20 protein-coding genes and 1 tRNA gene are annotated in these 15,175 nt (G+C 71.9%); 7 read left to right on the top strand and 14 right to left on the bottom strand.

The genetic code is table 11. The features are described from left to right. Nucleotides 1-3: 3 nt before the first annotated feature. The 9 genes from AC57BS_RS06115 to AC57BS_RS06075 all read right to left on the bottom strand — a co-directional run bounded on the left by AC57BS_RS06115 (nucleotide 4) and on the right by AC57BS_RS06075 (nucleotide 5,204). Nucleotides 4-147, bottom strand: coding sequence for a GPGG-motif small membrane protein (locus AC57BS_RS06115; protein ID WP_165356137.1), 144 nt, complete (start codon nucleotides 145-147; stop codon nucleotides 4-6). A 92-nt stretch (nucleotides 148-239) separates the two neighbouring features. Continuing rightward, nucleotides 240-800, bottom strand: coding sequence for a 1-acyl-sn-glycerol-3-phosphate acyltransferase (locus AC57BS_RS06110; protein ID WP_496410555.1), 561 nt, complete (start codon nucleotides 798-800; stop codon nucleotides 240-242). Next, on the bottom strand, nucleotides 787-2,160 hold the full coding sequence (locus tag AC57BS_RS06105; protein ID WP_496410554.1) for a flavin-containing monooxygenase: 1,374 nt from the start codon (nucleotides 2,158-2,160) through the stop codon (nucleotides 787-789). Before AC57BS_RS06105 ends, AC57BS_RS06110 begins: the two co-directional genes overlap by 14 nt. A gap of 25 nt (nucleotides 2,161-2,185) precedes the next feature. Beyond that, complete coding sequence (locus tag AC57BS_RS06100) at nucleotides 2,186-2,506, bottom strand: GroES family chaperonin (protein ID WP_129456041.1); 321 nt, start codon at nucleotides 2,504-2,506, stop codon at nucleotides 2,186-2,188. Nucleotides 2,507-2,529: 23 nt separating this feature from the next. After that, nucleotides 2,530-2,778 carry a DUF3618 domain-containing protein gene (locus AC57BS_RS06095; protein ID WP_496410553.1) on the bottom strand — a complete coding sequence of 83 codons (249 nt, stop codon included), beginning with the start codon at nucleotides 2,776-2,778 and terminating at the stop codon, nucleotides 2,530-2,532. Further along, entirely contained in the window at nucleotides 2,775-3,530 is a 756-nt protein-coding gene (locus AC57BS_RS06090; protein WP_496410552.1) for an energy-coupling factor ABC transporter ATP-binding protein, read from the bottom strand. The genes AC57BS_RS06095 and AC57BS_RS06090 overlap by 4 nt, the downstream gene beginning before the upstream one ends. Continuing rightward, nucleotides 3,527-4,210: a cobalt ECF transporter T component CbiQ gene (gene cbiQ / locus AC57BS_RS06085; protein ID WP_496410551.1), complete on the bottom strand. Its 684-nt coding sequence runs from the start codon at nucleotides 4,208-4,210 to the stop codon at nucleotides 3,527-3,529. The genes AC57BS_RS06090 and cbiQ overlap by 4 nt, the downstream gene beginning before the upstream one ends. Further along, on the bottom strand, nucleotides 4,210-4,518 hold the full coding sequence (locus AC57BS_RS06080; protein ID WP_496410550.1) for a PDGLE domain-containing protein: 309 nt from the start codon (nucleotides 4,516-4,518) through the stop codon (nucleotides 4,210-4,212). Before AC57BS_RS06080 ends, cbiQ begins: the two co-directional genes overlap by 1 nt. Continuing rightward, nucleotides 4,515-5,204, bottom strand: a complete 690-nt coding sequence (locus tag AC57BS_RS06075) for an energy-coupling factor ABC transporter permease (RefSeq protein ID WP_496410549.1) — start codon at nucleotides 5,202-5,204, stop codon at nucleotides 4,515-4,517. The genes AC57BS_RS06080 and AC57BS_RS06075 overlap by 4 nt, the downstream gene beginning before the upstream one ends. 151 nt (nucleotides 5,205-5,355) lie before the next feature. On the opposite strand from AC57BS_RS06075, the gene bcp reads away from it, so the two are divergent. Further along, entirely contained in the window at nucleotides 5,356-5,829 is a 474-nt protein-coding gene (gene bcp, locus AC57BS_RS06070) for a thioredoxin-dependent thiol peroxidase (RefSeq protein WP_496410548.1), read from the top strand. A gap of 25 nt (nucleotides 5,830-5,854) precedes the next feature. On the opposite strand, the gene AC57BS_RS06065 is transcribed toward bcp, so the two are convergent. Beyond that, nucleotides 5,855-6,223, bottom strand: a complete 369-nt coding sequence (locus tag AC57BS_RS06065) for a hypothetical protein (RefSeq protein ID WP_496410547.1) — start codon at nucleotides 6,221-6,223, stop codon at nucleotides 5,855-5,857. A gap of 242 nt (nucleotides 6,224-6,465) precedes the next feature. Continuing rightward, the gene (locus AC57BS_RS06060; RefSeq protein ID WP_496410546.1) at nucleotides 6,466-8,793 is read right to left on the bottom strand and encodes an ATP-binding protein; all 2,328 of its coding nucleotides are present in this window, start codon (nucleotides 8,791-8,793) and stop codon (nucleotides 6,466-6,468) included. 133 nt (nucleotides 8,794-8,926) lie between these two features. On the opposite strand from AC57BS_RS06060, the gene AC57BS_RS06055 reads away from it, so the two are divergent. The 4 genes from AC57BS_RS06055 (at nucleotide 8,927) to AC57BS_RS06040 (ending at nucleotide 10,999) form a co-directional block, all read left to right on the top strand. Next, nucleotides 8,927-9,011 (top strand) — tRNA-Leu (locus tag AC57BS_RS06055). 52 nt (nucleotides 9,012-9,063) lie between these two features. Further along, complete coding sequence (locus tag AC57BS_RS06050) at nucleotides 9,064-9,936, top strand: bile acid:sodium symporter family protein (RefSeq protein WP_496410545.1); 873 nt, start codon at nucleotides 9,064-9,066, stop codon at nucleotides 9,934-9,936. 59 nt (nucleotides 9,937-9,995) lie between these two features. Further along, the gene (locus tag AC57BS_RS06045; protein ID WP_496410544.1) at nucleotides 9,996-10,334 is read left to right on the top strand and encodes a PadR family transcriptional regulator; all 339 of its coding nucleotides are present in this window, start codon (nucleotides 9,996-9,998) and stop codon (nucleotides 10,332-10,334) included. Further along, nucleotides 10,331-10,999: an HAAS signaling domain-containing protein gene (locus tag AC57BS_RS06040; RefSeq protein WP_496410543.1), complete on the top strand. Its 669-nt coding sequence runs from the start codon at nucleotides 10,331-10,333 to the stop codon at nucleotides 10,997-10,999. The genes AC57BS_RS06045 and AC57BS_RS06040 overlap by 4 nt, the downstream gene beginning before the upstream one ends. Here AC57BS_RS06040 and rdgB read toward each other — a convergent pair. Continuing rightward, on the bottom strand, nucleotides 10,983-11,615 hold the full coding sequence (rdgB, locus tag AC57BS_RS06035; RefSeq protein WP_496410542.1) for an RdgB/HAM1 family non-canonical purine NTP pyrophosphatase: 633 nt from the start codon (nucleotides 11,613-11,615) through the stop codon (nucleotides 10,983-10,985). The genes AC57BS_RS06040 and rdgB overlap by 17 nt on opposite strands. Continuing rightward, entirely contained in the window at nucleotides 11,612-12,355 is a 744-nt protein-coding gene (gene rph, locus AC57BS_RS06030) for a ribonuclease PH (RefSeq protein ID WP_496410541.1), read from the bottom strand. The genes rdgB and rph overlap by 4 nt, the downstream gene beginning before the upstream one ends. Nucleotides 12,356-12,584: 229 nt before the next feature. Between rph and AC57BS_RS06025 the strand changes: the two genes are divergently transcribed. Then, on the top strand, nucleotides 12,585-13,748 hold the full coding sequence (locus AC57BS_RS06025; RefSeq protein ID WP_496410540.1) for a sensor histidine kinase: 1,164 nt from the start codon (nucleotides 12,585-12,587) through the stop codon (nucleotides 13,746-13,748). Next, nucleotides 13,745-14,395, top strand: a complete 651-nt coding sequence (locus AC57BS_RS06020) for a response regulator (protein WP_496410539.1) — start codon at nucleotides 13,745-13,747, stop codon at nucleotides 14,393-14,395. Before AC57BS_RS06025 ends, AC57BS_RS06020 begins: the two co-directional genes overlap by 4 nt. Here AC57BS_RS06020 and AC57BS_RS06015 read toward each other — a convergent pair whose 3' ends face one another. Then, a complete protein-coding gene (locus AC57BS_RS06015) occupies nucleotides 14,396-15,175 on the bottom strand; it encodes an MBL fold metallo-hydrolase (protein WP_496410538.1) in 780 nt (259 codons plus the stop codon).

Below are 15,175 nucleotides of genomic sequence, written 5' to 3'. Positions count from 1 at the left end.
CTCCTACGTGAAGAGACTGACACCACCCGGGCCGACGAGCAGCCCGACGATGATGAGCACGATGCCCCAGAGCATCTGACCCCTGATCAACGAGACGATGCCGGCCACCACGAGGATGACGGCAAGGATCCACAGCAGAAATGCCATTTCATGCTCCCTTCGGTTGTGCCCTCAACCTAGCCTTCGCGGAGGGTCGGCGACACCGGGTCACACCCGGAGGGATGGTGGGGTGGGCGGTCTCAGCCCTCCTCGCGCAACCTCGGCGGCGTGAAGTTCTCCGGCTTGAAGCCGGTCTTGTCCGCGTAGAACTGGCGCACCAGGTCCATGTCGGCACCGACGTCACCGGTGGGGTGGAAGGTCGGGCCCCAACCGACCGTGCGCGAGGGCACGTCGATGAAGGCGAGCGTGATCGGCAGCCCGGTCTGGCGGGCGATTCGGTAGAAGCCGGACTTCCAGTGCTCGCCGCGCGAGCGCGTCCCCTCTGCGGCGATCCCGATCAGCCACGGGTCGTCGCCCTCGGCCTCGGCGAGCAGCTCCTTGATCGTCCGCGCCGGGTTCTTGCGGTCGAGCTCCACCGCGCCGGTGCGGCGCAGCAGCCAGCCGAGCGGGCCGACGAAGAGCTCCTGCTTGACCAGCAGCCGGATGGTGATGCCGTACTTCCAGGCCAGGAGCATGGTCAGCACCCAGTCCCAGTTGGAGGTGTGCGGCGCCCCCACGAGCACGCCGCGCTGCGGCACCTCGCCGACGGCCTTCCACCTGACGGCGCGCAGGACGAGTCCGGCGATCCTACGACGCAGCACGGGAACGTCCTTTCTTGCGCTCGCGCGCGAGGTCCCACAGGTAGTGGTCGAAGTCGACCTCCATCGTGTGGCGGGGAGAGGCGTAGAACCGCTTCTTGTTGCGCGCGTGCTCGGCGGCCATCTGCCGGCGGACGGCCGCGTCGGGCGGCGCGACGTAGCGGCCGGCGAGGGTCTCGGCGATCCACGCCGCCTGGGCCTCCGCCAGGGGCATCACCGCGCCGAGGGGCTGCATCAGGCCGAGGAAGTAGAGGCCCGGCAGGTCCGGGTGGACCGTACGCTTCCAGAGCGGCAGGTCGTTGTCCTCGGCGGCGACGAGCTCGGGCTTGAAGAAGGGGAAGCTGACCCGGTAGCCGGTGGCCCACACCAGGAGGTCGGCCGGCGCGCTCGAGCCGTCGACGAACACGACCCGGTCGCCGTCGAGGCGCTCGATCCCCGGCCGGGCCGTGACCGCACCCGCCGCGAGCCGCTCGCGGATCCGCTCCGACTGCACGGGGTGGGACTGGCCCGGCTTGTGTGTCGGCGCGGGGAGGCCGTGCTTCGTCATGCTGCCCGCCGCCATCGCGCCGATGCGCAGGCGCGTGGCGGTCACCCACCACGGCACCCACCCCGGTGGCAGCAGGCCCTGGTCGCTCGGCTTGCCGAGGAAGAACTTGCGCAGCACCCACTCCGTACGCCGCACCGACCACGTCGTCGTACGCGCGGTGAGCGACGACTCGACGGCGATGTCCATCGCCGAGTTGCCGGCACCCACCACGACGACGTCGCGACCGGCGAGCTGCTCGGCGGAGCGGTAGTCGTGGGCGTGGATCTGCTCGCCGTCGAACGTGCCGGGATAGGCCGGCTCGGGCCAGCGCGGGTCCCAGTGGTGGCCGTTGGCGACCAGCACGGCGTCGTAGGTCCGGGTCTCGGTGCCGCCGGGACCGGTGATCCGGACGTCCCAGCGGCCGTCGCCGGAGCGGGAGACGTCCTCCACGGTCGTGTCGAAGGTGATCGTGTGCCGGAACCCGAAGTGGTCGACGTAGCGGTCGAAGTAGGCGGCGACCTGGTCGTGGCGGGCGTAGGGCGGGTAGTCCTCCGGCATCGGGAAGTCGGAGTAGGCCATGCGCGCGCAGGACGTGTTGATCTCGAGGGTGTCGTAGCAGGCCGACTGGCCGTTGGAGTTGTCGAGGACCCACGTGCCCCCGATGTCGCTGCCCATCTCGAAGCAGTCGAAGCCGATGCCGGCGAGGTGGAGGTGCTTGGCCGCGGCGATGCCCGACGAGCCGGCGCCGATCACGCACGCGCGGGGCAGCGACGCGTCCACCGGCACCGGCACGGTGACCGCGGGCGCGCGGTGCGACTGCTTGACGAGGTAACCCATCAGCGGTGGCTCCCGGGGAGGGCGCTCACAGGTAGAGGCCCGTCGAGCCGCCCTCGAGGCGCTCGGCGGCGACGGCGTGGACGTCGCGCTCGCGCATGACCACGTAGACCTCGCCGTGCACCTCGACCTCCGCCTTGTCCTCCGGGTCGAACAGGACCCGGTCACCGACCTCGACGGCACGGGCGTGCGGCCCGACCGCGATCACGCGCGACCACGCCAGACGCCGCGCACCCATCGCCGCCGTCGCGGGGATGACGATGCCGCCGGTCGAGCGGCGCTCGCCGGCCTCCTGGTCGACCTCGACGAGGAGGCGGTCGTGCAGCATCTTGATCGGGGCGGCCCTCATGCCCCCGGTGCCCGGCACGGCGCTCAGCGCGCGACCTTGCGGACGACGGCGAACAGGACCACGACCCCGAGGACCGCTCCGGCGGCCTTGAGGATGTTGTCGGTGCGCGGGGCGCCGGTGTCGAGCTCGACGAAGTGGGACTTCACCGTAACCACCTGCCGCCCGACGATGGTCTTGGGGTGGGCGCGGTGGGCGAGCTGGTCGATGGTCGAGGCGAGCCGCTGGCGCGTCTCCTCGATCTCGCGCTCGAGCGCGCTCATGTCCTGGGTCACCCGGGAAGGCTATCAATGCGCCGGGGATCGAATCCCCAGGGCAGCTCCAGCCTGTGGGCCGCCATCAGCGCCTCGTCGGTGAGCACGTCGAAGGTCGGCCGGTCCGCGACCACGACTCCCTCGCTGAGCACGACGCTGCGCGGGCAGAGCTCGAGGGCGTAGGGCAGGTCGTGGGTCACCATCAGCACGGTGACGTCGAGGCTGCGCAGGATCTCGGCCAGCTCGCGCCGCGACGCGGGGTCGAGGTTGGAGGACGGCTCGTCGAGGACGAGGACCTCCGGCTCCATCGCGAGGACCGTGGCGACCGCGACGCGGCGGCGCTGGCCGTACGAGAGGTGGTGCGGCGGGCGGTCGGCGAAGTCGGCCATCCCGACGCGGTCCAGGGCGTCCATCACCCGACGGTCGAGCGCGGGCCCCTTGAGCCCGAGGTTGGCGGGGCCGAACGCGACGTCCTGGCGGACCGTGCCGAGGAAGAGCTGGTCGTCGGGGTCCTGGAAGACGACGCCGACCCGGCGGCGGATCTCCTTGAGGTGCTCCTTGGCGACGGGGAGGTCACTCACCGTGACCGAGCCCTTGCCGGCGGTGAGGATGCCGTTGAGGTGCAGCACGAGGGTGGTCTTGCCGGCGCCGTTGGGGCCGAGCAGCGCGACGCGCTCGCCGCGGTGCACGTGGAGGTCGACGCCGAAGAGCGCCTGGTGGCCGTCGGGGTAGGCGAAGGCGAGCCCGCGGACGTCCAGCACGGGCGTGCTCACGAGGTCTTCTCCAGCTGGGGCAGCTTCCCGTCGTAGCCGCGCGACAGCATGGCCAGGTGCACGCGTTCGCCGCGCTCGTAGGACCGGATGAACAGCGCGCCCAGCGAGCGCGCCAGCACCGGCCAGTGCCGCGGCGATCGGGGGTCGCAGCCGCGCGAGCGGAGTGCGGTCATCATCCGGCCCAGCTCGGCGGTGACCACGTCGAGGTAGCGGATCATGAAGCCCATGATCTGCACGACCAGCTCGGGCATCCGGAGCCGCTGGAGGCCGCGGAGCAGGTCCTGGGGCTCGGTCGTGGCGGCGAGCGTGAGCGAGGCGAGCACGCCGATGCTGCCCTTGACGAGCAGGGCGATGCCGGCGACGAGCCCCGGCTCGGACACGCTCACGCCGAGCACCTCGGTGCGCGGGCCGTGGGAGATGAACGGCATCAGCACGGCGAACACGGCGAACGGCACCTCCACCACCATCCGTGGCAGCAGGTAGCGCAGCGGAACCCGCGAGACACCGATGACGCCGAGCAGCACGAGCGCCTCGACGGCGAGCACGGCGTACGCCTGGCGCGGGGTCGCGACGACGACCAGCATGAATCCCAGCAGCGCCAGCACCTTGAGGTGCGCCGGCGCGCGGTGGACAGGGCTGTGCGCGTGGAAGTGCAGCCGGTGCCCGTGCCCCGCGCCCATCAGCGCGTGCCGTCGGCGGGTTCGCGGCGGCGGACCAGCCAGAACAGGCCCGTGCTCAGGACGAGCATCACCACGACGCCGATGACTCCGGCGAGGCCGCCGCTGATGCGGGGGTCGTCGACGCCGGAGGTCTCGTAGTCGGCGAGCGGGCTGTCGGCCGTCGCGGAGTCCTCCGCGGAGTCGATGAAGCCTGTCTGCTCGGCGACGTGCTCGAGACCGTCCGGGTGCGAGCTGGCGTAGTAGCTGGCGACGCCCGCGACGAGCAGGCTCACCACGAGGGCCACGGCGAAGAAGCGGCGGGTGCTCATTGCGGCACGACCTTCCTGGTCACGAGCTCGCGCTCGGCGATCAGGGGACGCGCCCCGTGGACGAGGTCGGGACGGGCGGCGACGACGCTGGCGACCACCAGACCGGTGATCACCGCCTCCCCGATGCCGATCACCGTGTGCCAGCCGAGCATCGCGGTGACGACCGCGCCGAGGTCGACGGGGGCGTTGCCGCCGATGGCGAACAGGCCCGTGAAGACCAGCGCGGCGGCCGGCACGCTGAGCAGGGCACCGACCGCAGCCGCAGGGGCGACGAGGTCGAGGCGCTTGGGCAGCACCCGGCGCAGCACGACGAACACGGCCCAGCCCACCGCGACGGTCACGATGCCGATGAGGGTGATGTTGGTGCCGAGCGCGGTGATCCCGCCGTCGGCCATGAGCAGCGCCTGCACCACCAGCACGACCGACAGGCACAGCACCGCGGTCCACGGGCCGACGAGCACCGCGGCCAGCGCACCACCCATCAGGTGCCCACTCGTGCCCGCGCCGGCGGGGAAGTTGATCATCTGCGCGGCGAACACGAAGGTCGCCACCAGTCCCGCCATGGGAGCCGTACGGTCGTCGAGCTCGCGTCGCGCACCGCGGAGCGCCACGGCGACCGCTGTTGCAGCCACGACGCCGGTGGCCACCGAGGTGGGGGCGTCGAGGAAGCCGTCGGGCACGTGCACGTCTCACTCCTGGGTGGGCTGGTTGGATGTCTGGTGGCCGGCCGCGGACCCCCCGGTACCGGGCCGGCACTCCTCGACCTTATTGCAATGGTGTTGCAACAACCATTCGGCACCAGCCATTCCACACCGACCCGACCCACCAGGAGACCTCATGGCCGACGACCGGCTCGCCATCGGCGACACCGCACCCGACTTCACCCTCACCAGCGACACCGAGGAGCAGGTGAGCCTCGCGGACCTGCGCGGCAAGAAGGTGATCCTCTACTTCTACCCCGCCGCGATGACCCCGGGCTGCACCACGCAGGCCTGCGACTTCTCGGAGTCGCTCGACTCCCTGCGGGGTGCCGGCTACGAGGTCCTCGGGGTGTCGAAGGACAAGCCGGCCAAGCTCGCGAAGTTCCGCGAGCGCGACTCCCTCACGCTCACCCTGCTCTCCGACGAGGACCTAGCCGTCCACCGGGCCTACGGGGCGTACGGCACCAAGAAGCTCTACGGCAAGGAGGTCGAGGGTGTGATCCGCTCCACCTTCGTCATCGACGAGGACGGGAAGTTCGAGCTCGCGCAGTACAACGTGAAGGCCACCGGGCACGTCGCGAAGCTGCGGCGGGACCTGGGGCTCGACTGATCCCGGGCGGCGCGGGACCGGCGCATCAGGTGGAACGGCAGACCTGGCGCGCAGGCTGGGAGGCGCCAGGTCCGCCGGTACGGGGGGCAACGAGGGCGACGAGCACGGCCATCCGCGAGCCCGCCTCGTGCCGGTCCAGGATGAGCTGCTCGACCGCGCCCACATGGCGCAGGTCCGGGACGACGATTCCCCAGACGGCCTCCTCGCGGCTCACCTCGGCCATCAGGGCGTGGAACGCGCCGGGGTCGTGGCGCTGCTCCACGTAGACGGTGCCGAGGCAGAAGTCCTCGCGGTCTGCGCACTCCCGGAGACCGGCCTCCACCCGGGAGAGGTCCTCGCGGTCGCCGACGACGTCCGTACGGATGTAGCCGAGCAGCAGTGGGCGGTGCCTCATGACATCTCCTCGCTCCGCACCTGGTGGGTGACGCCGTTCCGCCACCACCCGCGGCTGCCACGAGACCGCTCGTCGCTGCCGGGGGAAACAGCGGGAGCAAGGGTCAGGGTGGACATCAGGGGAGTCGTCGGATGGCGGGGAACGGCGTATGTGAACGCTCACGCATGGCACGGCCCCCGGCATCCGAAGAGGTACGGAGATCACTACGGAGATGCGCGGGACTACGTAGTCCGGGTCGCGGCTCAGCGAGCCTGCTGCTCGGCCACCCAGCTGGCGACCTGGGCGCGCGAGGTGATGCCGAGCTTGCCCAGGACGTGGTCCACGTGGGTCTCGACGGTGCGCTGGGAGATGACGAGCCGCGTCGCGATCTCCCTGTTGCTCAATCCCTCGGCGAGCAGCCCGGCAACCTCCCGCTCACGCCGGGTCAGCCCGCCCGACTCGCGCGGCCCGCGGCGGGACCCGGTGGCCGCGTCTCCGCCGTCGGGCGCCTCCCCGAGGGCCAGCGACACCGCCTGCTCGAAGGAGTACGCCGCACCCTCCACAAACGCCTCCTCGTACGCCGGGGAGCCGATCGCCTCGCGCACCCGGACCTGCGAGCGCTGGTCGAACGCGCCGTAGGCGTTGGTCTCGTCGACCTTCGCCCCGCTCGTGCGCCAGACCGCCTGCGAGGCACCGAGCATCCGGGCCGCCGCCTCGTCGGGTGCGGTGGACGCGGCGCACCACGACAGCGCCTGGACGCCGAAGCTGATGCCGGTGAGGTCGCGCATCGGCCGGAAGAGCCGGACGCACTCGCGGAGCGAGCGGACCGCCCGGTCGTACCTCCCGGCCCGCCACTGGGCGACGCCGACGCTCCACAGCCCGTAGGCCTTCGACGACAGCGCGCCGTGTCGATCCGCGAGGGCCAGGGCCTCGCGGCTGAACTCGGCGACCCGCGGGTCGTCGAGGAAGAACATGGCCGCGGTCAGCAGGATCAGCGTGTCGAACTCGCCGAGGGGATCGCCGACCGCGCGGAACTCGGCACGTGCCTCCAGCAGGAGGGTGATCGCGGTGGGCAGGTCACCCTGGTAGAGGGTCGCGTGCCCGCGACACTCCTTGATGCGCGCGGTCAGCCGCGCGTCGTCCAGGCCTGCGGCGATCTCGGCGCACTCGGCGAGCATCGCGGCGTTGCGGTCGAACTCGGTGGCGAACATCGCCAGGTAGCTCGCGGCCCACAGCGCGTAGGCCCGGCCCCTGGTCGGTTCGGCGGCCAGGTCCAGCGCCTGCAGGAGGTAGCGGTAGCCCTCCCGCAGGAAGCCGGCGAACCAGAAGTTCCAGGTGGGAGCGGCGATCTCGAAGGCAGCGGCCGCCTCCGCGCGGTCCGAGAGGCAGAACTCCAGCGCGGCTCGTACGTTGCCCTGCTCGCGCCGGAGCCGGATGAACCAGTCCGCCTGACGGGGCCCGAAGCTCTCGGCGTCGTACTGCTGCGCCAGGGACCGGTAGTGGTCGCGATGTCGGACCTGCAGCGCCCGCCGCTCCTCCTCGTCGAGCCGCTCCGCGCCGTACTGCCGGACCGTCTCGAGCATCTGGTACCAGGCGGTCGTGTGCTCGGTCGCCTGGATCCGGGCCAGGATCGACTTGTTGACCAGGCTCGCGACCAGGTTCAGGACCTCCTCGTGCGCGATCTCCCCGCCGCTGCAGACGTCCTCGGCCGCCTCCAGGTCGAAGCCACCGGAGAAGATCGAGAGCCGCGCCCACAACAGCTGCTCCGCGCGTGAGCAGAGCTCGTAGCTCCACCCGATCGTCGCGGCCAGTGCCTGCTGCCGCGCCGGCGCGCCACGGCGGCCGGTCGTGAGCAACCGGAACCGGTCCTCGAGGCGCTCGAGGATCTGCACCGGCGAGAGCGTGCGCAACCACACCGCGGCGAGCTCGATCGCCAGCGGGATGCCGTCGAGCCTCCGGCACAGCTCCACCACGGCGTCGCGGTTGCCGTCCGCGAGCTCGAAGTCGGGTGCCACGGCGGCGGCGCGGTCCAGGAAGAGGGAGACGGAGTCGTAGTGGGCCGCGTCGCCCGCCCTCACCTGGGCATCGGGCGTCGACAGGGGTGGCACGACGAGGATCTGCTCGCCCTCGACGCCGAGCACGTGCCGGCTCGTGGCGATGATGCGCAGGTCGGGCGCGGCAGCCAGCAGCTTGCCGGCCAGCACCGCGGACGCGTCGGTCAGGTGCTCGCAGTTGTCGAGCACCACCAGGAGCCTCTTCTTCTCGAGGTAGGCAGCCAGGTCGCCGGCAGGGTCCGCGGAGACCTGGCGCAGCTCGAGGGTGTTCGCCACGGTGTGCGGGAGCAGCTGGGGGTCGCGGAGGGCGGCCAGCTCGACGAACCAGACCCCGTCGGGGAAGGTGCGCCGGACCTCGGCCGCGATCCGGAGGGCCAGTCGCGTCTTGCCGACCCCACCGACGCCGGTCAGGGTGAGCATCCTGCTGCCGGCCAGGAGCTTCCGGGTCTCGGCCAGCTCGCGTCGTCGGCCCACGAAGCTGGTCAGCTCAGCGGGCAGGACGCCCCGCCCCGACGCCGTCGACCTCGTGGTTGCCATACGGATTCCAGCCTCTGCTGCCTGTCCCGAGACAGCCATCGGATCACCGGCGGCCCCGCACACCCTGGCCGTCCAGTGTACGACCGCCCTGCCGCCGTCGCAGGCAGCCGCCACCTCCTAGACTGTCGCCCTTGCCGGAGTGGTGGAACAGGCAGACACGCACGGTTTAGGTCCGTGTGCCTTCGGGCGTGCGGGTTCGACTCCCGCCTTCGGCACCAGGTTTCGCGCGAGTTCCTCCCCTGTGACCCCCGTCACCACTAGGGTCCGCGCATGGATTCCGCTCTGACCACCGTCGGGCTGCCCCTCGCGCTGGCGATCATCATGTTCGGCCTCGGCCTCGACCTCACGGTCGGCGACTTCAAGCGGGTCGGCCGGGCACCGAAGGCGGTGGCGGTCGCGCTCGGGTGCCAGGTCGTCCTGCTGCCGGCGATCTGCTTCGGCCTGGTCGTGCTGTTCGACCTGCCCGCGCTGCTCGGCATCGGCATGCTGCTGCTCGCTGCGTCACCCGGCGGGACGACCGCCAACCTGTTCAGCCACCTGTTCCGCGGCGACGTCGCCCTCAACATCACCCTGACCGCGATCAACACGGTCATCGCGGTCGTGACGCTGCCGCTGATCACCGGCCTGGCGATCGCCTGGTACGACCGGCAGGACGACGTGTCCATGCCGCTGGTCGAGATCGTCAAGGTGTTCGCGTTGATCCTGCTGCCCGTCGGCATCGGCATGCTCGTCAACAAGCGGGCGCCCGGCTTCGCGCGCCGGATGGACAAGCCCGTACGCATCGGGTCGGCGGTGATCCTCGCGATCCTGGTCCTCGGGATCCTGCTCGACCAGAGGGAGGACGTCGGGGACTACATCGCCGACGTCGGCCTGATCGCCGCCCTGTTCTGCGCGATCAGCCTGGTGGTCGGCTACTACGTGCCGAAGGCGCTCGGCGTCACCGGCCCGCAGGCCATCGCCTCGTCGATGGAGGTCGGGGTGCACAACGCCACCCTCGCGATCTTCGTCGCGGTCGAGGTGCTCGACGAGGTAGAGATCTCCGTGCCGGCGGCGGTCTACTCGCTGATCATGTTCCTCTTCGCCGCCCTGTGGGGCATGTGGGTCAGCAAGCAGGTCGAGGCTCGCGAGAGCGCTTCTGCCTGACGCCTGACCGGGAGACCTCTATCTTGTGCCGCAAGGTACCTTGCGGCTAGCCTTTCTACATGGCGACAGGCGAAGCGGCACTCACGCAGCTGCGCCGCGGCGTGCTGGAGCACTGCGTGCTCGCCCTGCTCCAGTCGGGCGAGCGCTACGGCTACGACCTCGTGACCGAGCTGTCCGAGGCAGGCCTCCTCGCCAGCGAGGGCACCCTCTACCCGCTGCTCAGCCGACTGCGGCGCGACGAGCTGGTGAGCACCGCCTGGCGTGAGTCCCCCGCCGGCCCGCCTCGTCGCTACTACGCCCTGACCGACCGCGGGCAGGCCGCGCTCGACTCGTTCCGCACCGCCTGGGCCGGGTTCGCCGGTTCCGTCGACCAGCTGCTCCAGAAGGGGACCCCATGACTGCCGCCACCGACCTCCACCCGCTCGCGCTGGGCTACCTGGACCGCCTGCGCGTGGCGGCTCGAGTCCTCACCGACGACGAGGCCGACGACCTGGTCACCGACATCGCGGACCACCTCCGCGAGGCCATCCCGGACCAGGCGGACGAGGCGGCCGTGCGCGACGTGCTCGACCGCCTCGGCACGCCGCAGGAGCTGGTCTCGGCCGCCGGCGGGCCGGCGACCCACCCCGGAGCACCGCCGACACAGGAGCCGCGGTTCGGCGCCGTCGAGATCCTGGCGCTGGTCGGCCTGGTGGGCGCGGAGCTCCTGTTCGTCATCCTCCCCCTCGCCGTCCTGCTCTGGCTGGCGGGCGTGGTGCTGCTCGCGGTGTCACGGGTCTGGTGGGGAGCGCAGAAGGCCTGGGGGCTGGCGGCCCTCGCCACGGGGCTCCCGGTGGTCGTCACCGTGCTCCTCGTCCCGGTGTCCGGCGGCACGACGACATGCAGCGCCGAGGCGGTCTCGACCGAGGTCGGCCCGAACGGGGCCGTGAGCTCGACCGTGCCGCCGACCTGCGTGACCGAGGGCGGCTGGCCCGACTGGGCGTTCACGGTCGTCCAGGTGCTGCTCGTCGCCTACGTCTGCGTCCAGGTGTGGACGCTCTGGCGCCTCACCCGGCGTCGCTGAGGTCCGCGGCGACGTACGGCGCGAGCTCGCGCAGCGCCCGGCCCCGGTGCGAGATCAGGTCCTTCTCCCCCGGCCCGAGCTCGGCGGACGTGAGGTCCTCGGCGTCGTGCTCGACCGCGACGAAGACCACGTCGTAGCCGAAGCCCCCGCTCCCCCGCTGCTCGCGGATGATGCGGCCGTCCATCCGACCCTCGACGACGCGCTCGCGACCGTCGGGCAGCACCCAGGCGACCGCGCACGCGAAGTGGGCGCCGCGGCGCCCGTCGGGCACGTCGTGGAGCTGGTCGAGCAGGAGCTCGTTGTTGCGGATGTCGACCGACCGCTTGTCGCTGAGGACCCGGCCCGACCACCGCGCGGACAGCACCCCCGGCATGCCGTTGAGGGCGTCGACGCACAGGCCGCTGTCGTCGGCGACCGAGGGCAGGCCGGTGGCCGCGACGCCGGCGCGGGCCTTGAGCAACGCGTTGCCTGCGAACGTCGGCTCGTCCTCGACCGGCTCGACGTAGCCCTCGACGTCGCCGATGCCGAGCACCTCGATGCCGGGCACGTGCTCGGACAGGATGCGCTGCATCTCGAGGATCTTCTTGGCGTTGGCCGAGGCGAGGAAGACCTTCATCGAGCGAGGGCCTCCTGCTGGAGCCGGGTCAGGTCGGCGCAGCCCTTCTCGGCCAGCGCCAGGAGCGCGTCGAGCTCGGCGCGGTCGAAGGCAGCGCCCTCGGCGGTGCCCTGCACCTCGACGAACTTGCCCTCGCCGGTCATCACGACGTTCATGTCGGTCTCGGCGCGGACGTCCTCCACGTAGGGCAGGTCGAGACGCGGGACGCCGTCGATGATGCCGACGCTGACGGCGGCGACCGATCCCGTGAGGGGCTCGCCGGTCAGGGCACCCTGGCCGCGCAGGTGCGCGACCGCGTCCGCGAGGGCGACGTACGCTCCCGTGATCGCGGCGGTGCGCGTGCCGCCGTCGGCCTGGAGGACGTCGCAGTCGAGGACGATCGTGTTCTCGCCGAGCGCCTGGTAGTCGATGACGGCGCGCAGCGAGCGGCCGATGAGGCGGGAGATCTCGTGCGTGCGGCCACCGATGCGGCCCTTGACCGACTCGCGGTCGGAGCGGGTGTTGGTCGCGGCGGGGAGCATGGCGTACTCGGCCGTGACCCAGCCCAGGCCCGAGCCCTTGCGCCAGCGCGGCACGCCCTCGGAGGCGGACGCGGCGCAGAGCACCTTGGTGCCGCCGAACTCCACGAGCACGGACCCGGCCGCGTGGTCGAGCCAGTTGCGGGTGATGGTGATCGGACGGAGCTCGTCGTCGGCGCGGCCGTCGGCACGCGAGGTGGATCCGGGTGCGGCAGAAGTCATGGCACGACCCTAGACGCGGCTGAGCCGGGTCCGGTCACCCCCGTGTGTCACCGGACCCGGCTCGAAGCCCCTTCCCCCGTGGGACCGTCATGCTGCGCGGCCCCACGCCGCGCAGCTCCCTCCGCGCGGTGGTGCCACCAGCGTGCGCGTCACGGCCGGGGACGTCATCGGCCGTCAGGCCATGTCAATGCAGACCAAAGTAGGAAATGTGCTGGCTACGCTGGCGCCCGTGGAGCAGCGACCCGCCGTCCCCGACACCCGGCCCGAGCTGACCTGGGTGTCCCACGCATGGCGTTATGCGCTCTGTCTCGTCTTCTCCGCAGCGGTCTGGCAGACGGTGGCGGGCATCGAGTGGCGCGAGAACCGCCTCCTCTTCACCGCCGAGGTCGCGCTGGGCGCCGCCGCCTTCGTCCTGGTCCACTTCCGGCGCCGCGCTCCCGTACGCGTCGCGCTGGTGATCGCGGCGATGAGCGCGTTCTCGGGGATCGCGGCCGGACCCGCCACCCTGGCGGCCGTCTCCGTCGCGACCCGGCGCCGCTTCCGCGAGGTCGTGCTGGTCGGCACCACGAACTTCGTGGCCGCCCAGACCTGGACGACGATCGCCCCGATCCCGGACAACGACTACCTCATCACCACCCTCGTCAACCTCACCGTCAACGCCGGGATGATGGGCTGGGGTCTCTACATCGGCTCGCGCCGCGAGCTCCTGTGGAGTCTGCGCAACCGCGCCGAGCGAGCCGAGCTGGAGCAGGAGCTGCGGCTCGCCCAGGCGCGCTCGACCGAGCGCGCCCGCATCGCACGCGAGATGCACGACGTGCTCGCGCACCGGATCACGCAGGTGTCCATGCACGCCGGCGCGCTCGCCTTCCGCGACGACCTCGCCGGCGACCGGCTCCGCGAGGGGCTCGGCCAGATCCAGCGGCATGCCAACGACGCCCTCCACGAGCTGCGCGACGTGCTCGGCGTCCTCCGCGCGGACGACCCGGGCCCGCCGACGGCGCGCCCGCAGCCGACGTACGACGACATCGAGGCCCTCGTCGCGGAGGAGGTGTCCCTCGGGATGGACATCGCCTTCGCCGACGAGCTGGACGCCTCGGTCCCGGTGCCGCCGGCCACGGGGCGCACCGTCTACCGGATCGTGCAGGAGGGCATCACCAACGTCCGCAAGCACGCCCCCGGCGCCGAGGTCGAGATCCGCTCCAGCGGCGACCCGAGCAGGGGCATCACCGTGGTGGTGTCGAACCCGATCGGTGGGCGTACGTCCGCGACGCCGGGCGCCGGGCTCGGGCTGGTGGGCCTGCGCGAGCGCACCGAGCTGCGGGGCGGTCGCCTGCACCAGCGCACCGACGGGTCGAGGTTCGTGCTGGAGGCTTGGCTACCGTGGTCGGCGTGATCCGCGTGCTGCTCGTAGACGACGACCCGCTGGTCCGATCGGCGCTGTCGCTGATGCTCGGCGGGCAGTCCGACATCGAGGTGGTCGGCGAGGCCCCCAACGGGGAGGCCGGCCTGGCCCTGGTGTCGCAGACACAGCCCGACGTCGTGCTGATGGACATCCGCATGCCAGTGATGGACGGCCTCGAGGCGACTCGGGTGCTCCACTCGCGACCGTCGCCGCCCGCCGTCGTCGTGCTGACCACGTTCGACGCGGACGACCACGTGCTCCGGGCGGTCGCCTCGGGGGCCGACGGCTTCCTGCTCAAGGACACCCCGCCCGGGGACATCGTCGGTGCGATCCGCACCGTCGCGGCGGGCGACGCGATGTTGTCGCCCTCGGCGACCCGCAGCCTGGTGTCGCGCCTGCGGGGCACCAGGCCCGACGACCGGACGACCTCCGCGGCGGACCGGCTGGCCGTGCTCACCGAGCGCGAGCTCGAGGTCGCCGTGTGCGTCGGACGCGGGCTCAGCAACTCCGAGATCGCCTCGGAGCTCTACCTCTCGATCCCCACGGTGAAGTCACACGTGTCGCGGCTGCTGACCAAGCTCGACTCCACCAACCGGGTGCAGGTCGCGATGGTCGTCCACGACGCGGGCCTCGTCTGATCAGATCGCGTAGGTCGCTCCGGCGCGGGCCACGTCGACCGGCCCGGACCACTCGCCCCGTGCCTCGGCCTCGGCGTCCGCGGGGTCGTGCCACGGCGGGACGTGGGTGAGCACGAGGCGCTCGACGCCCGCCACCGACGCCGTACGCCCGCAGTCCGCCCCGGTCATGTGCAGGTCGGGCGGGTTGTCGTCCACGCTGCGGAAGGACGCCTCGGCCAGGAGCAGGTGGGCGCCACCGGCGAGCTCGTCGAGCTCGGGGCACGGCCCGGTGTCGCCGGAGTAGACCAGGGTGCGGCCGCCGGCGGTCACCCTGAGCGCGTACGCCGCGACGGGGTGCACGACCTCGCGGACCTCGACGCAGAAGGGACCGACCTCCACCGACGTGCCGGAGGCGCCGTGCTCGAGGAACTCGAACTCCTCGTTCATCCCCGGCTCGAGGGGCAGGTCGTAGGCGCGGGCCATCCGCGCGGCCGTGCCGGCCGGACCCCACACGGGGATCTGCGGCTGCGCGCCGGTGGGGTGGTACTTGCGCATCACGTAGTAGCCGCAGAGGTCGAGGCAGTGGTCGGCGTGCAGGTGGCTGAGGAAGACCGCGTCGATGGCCAGCGGGTCGACGTAGCGGTGGAGCTGGCCGAGGGCGCCGTTGCCGAGGTCGAGCAGGATCCGCCAGGTGCGGGTCTCCCCCGACTCCGGGGTGTGGTCGGCCTCGAGGAGGTAGCAGCTCGCAGCGGACTCGGGGCCGGGGTAGGAGCCCGAGCACCCGACGATGGTGAGCTGCAT

It is taken from the genome of Nocardioides sp. BGA-UO-ETr-FS32 (assembly GCF_059567905.1).
The sequence above is the reverse complement of the archived record's forward strand: the minus strand, read 5'-3'. Positions and strand labels throughout refer to the sequence as shown.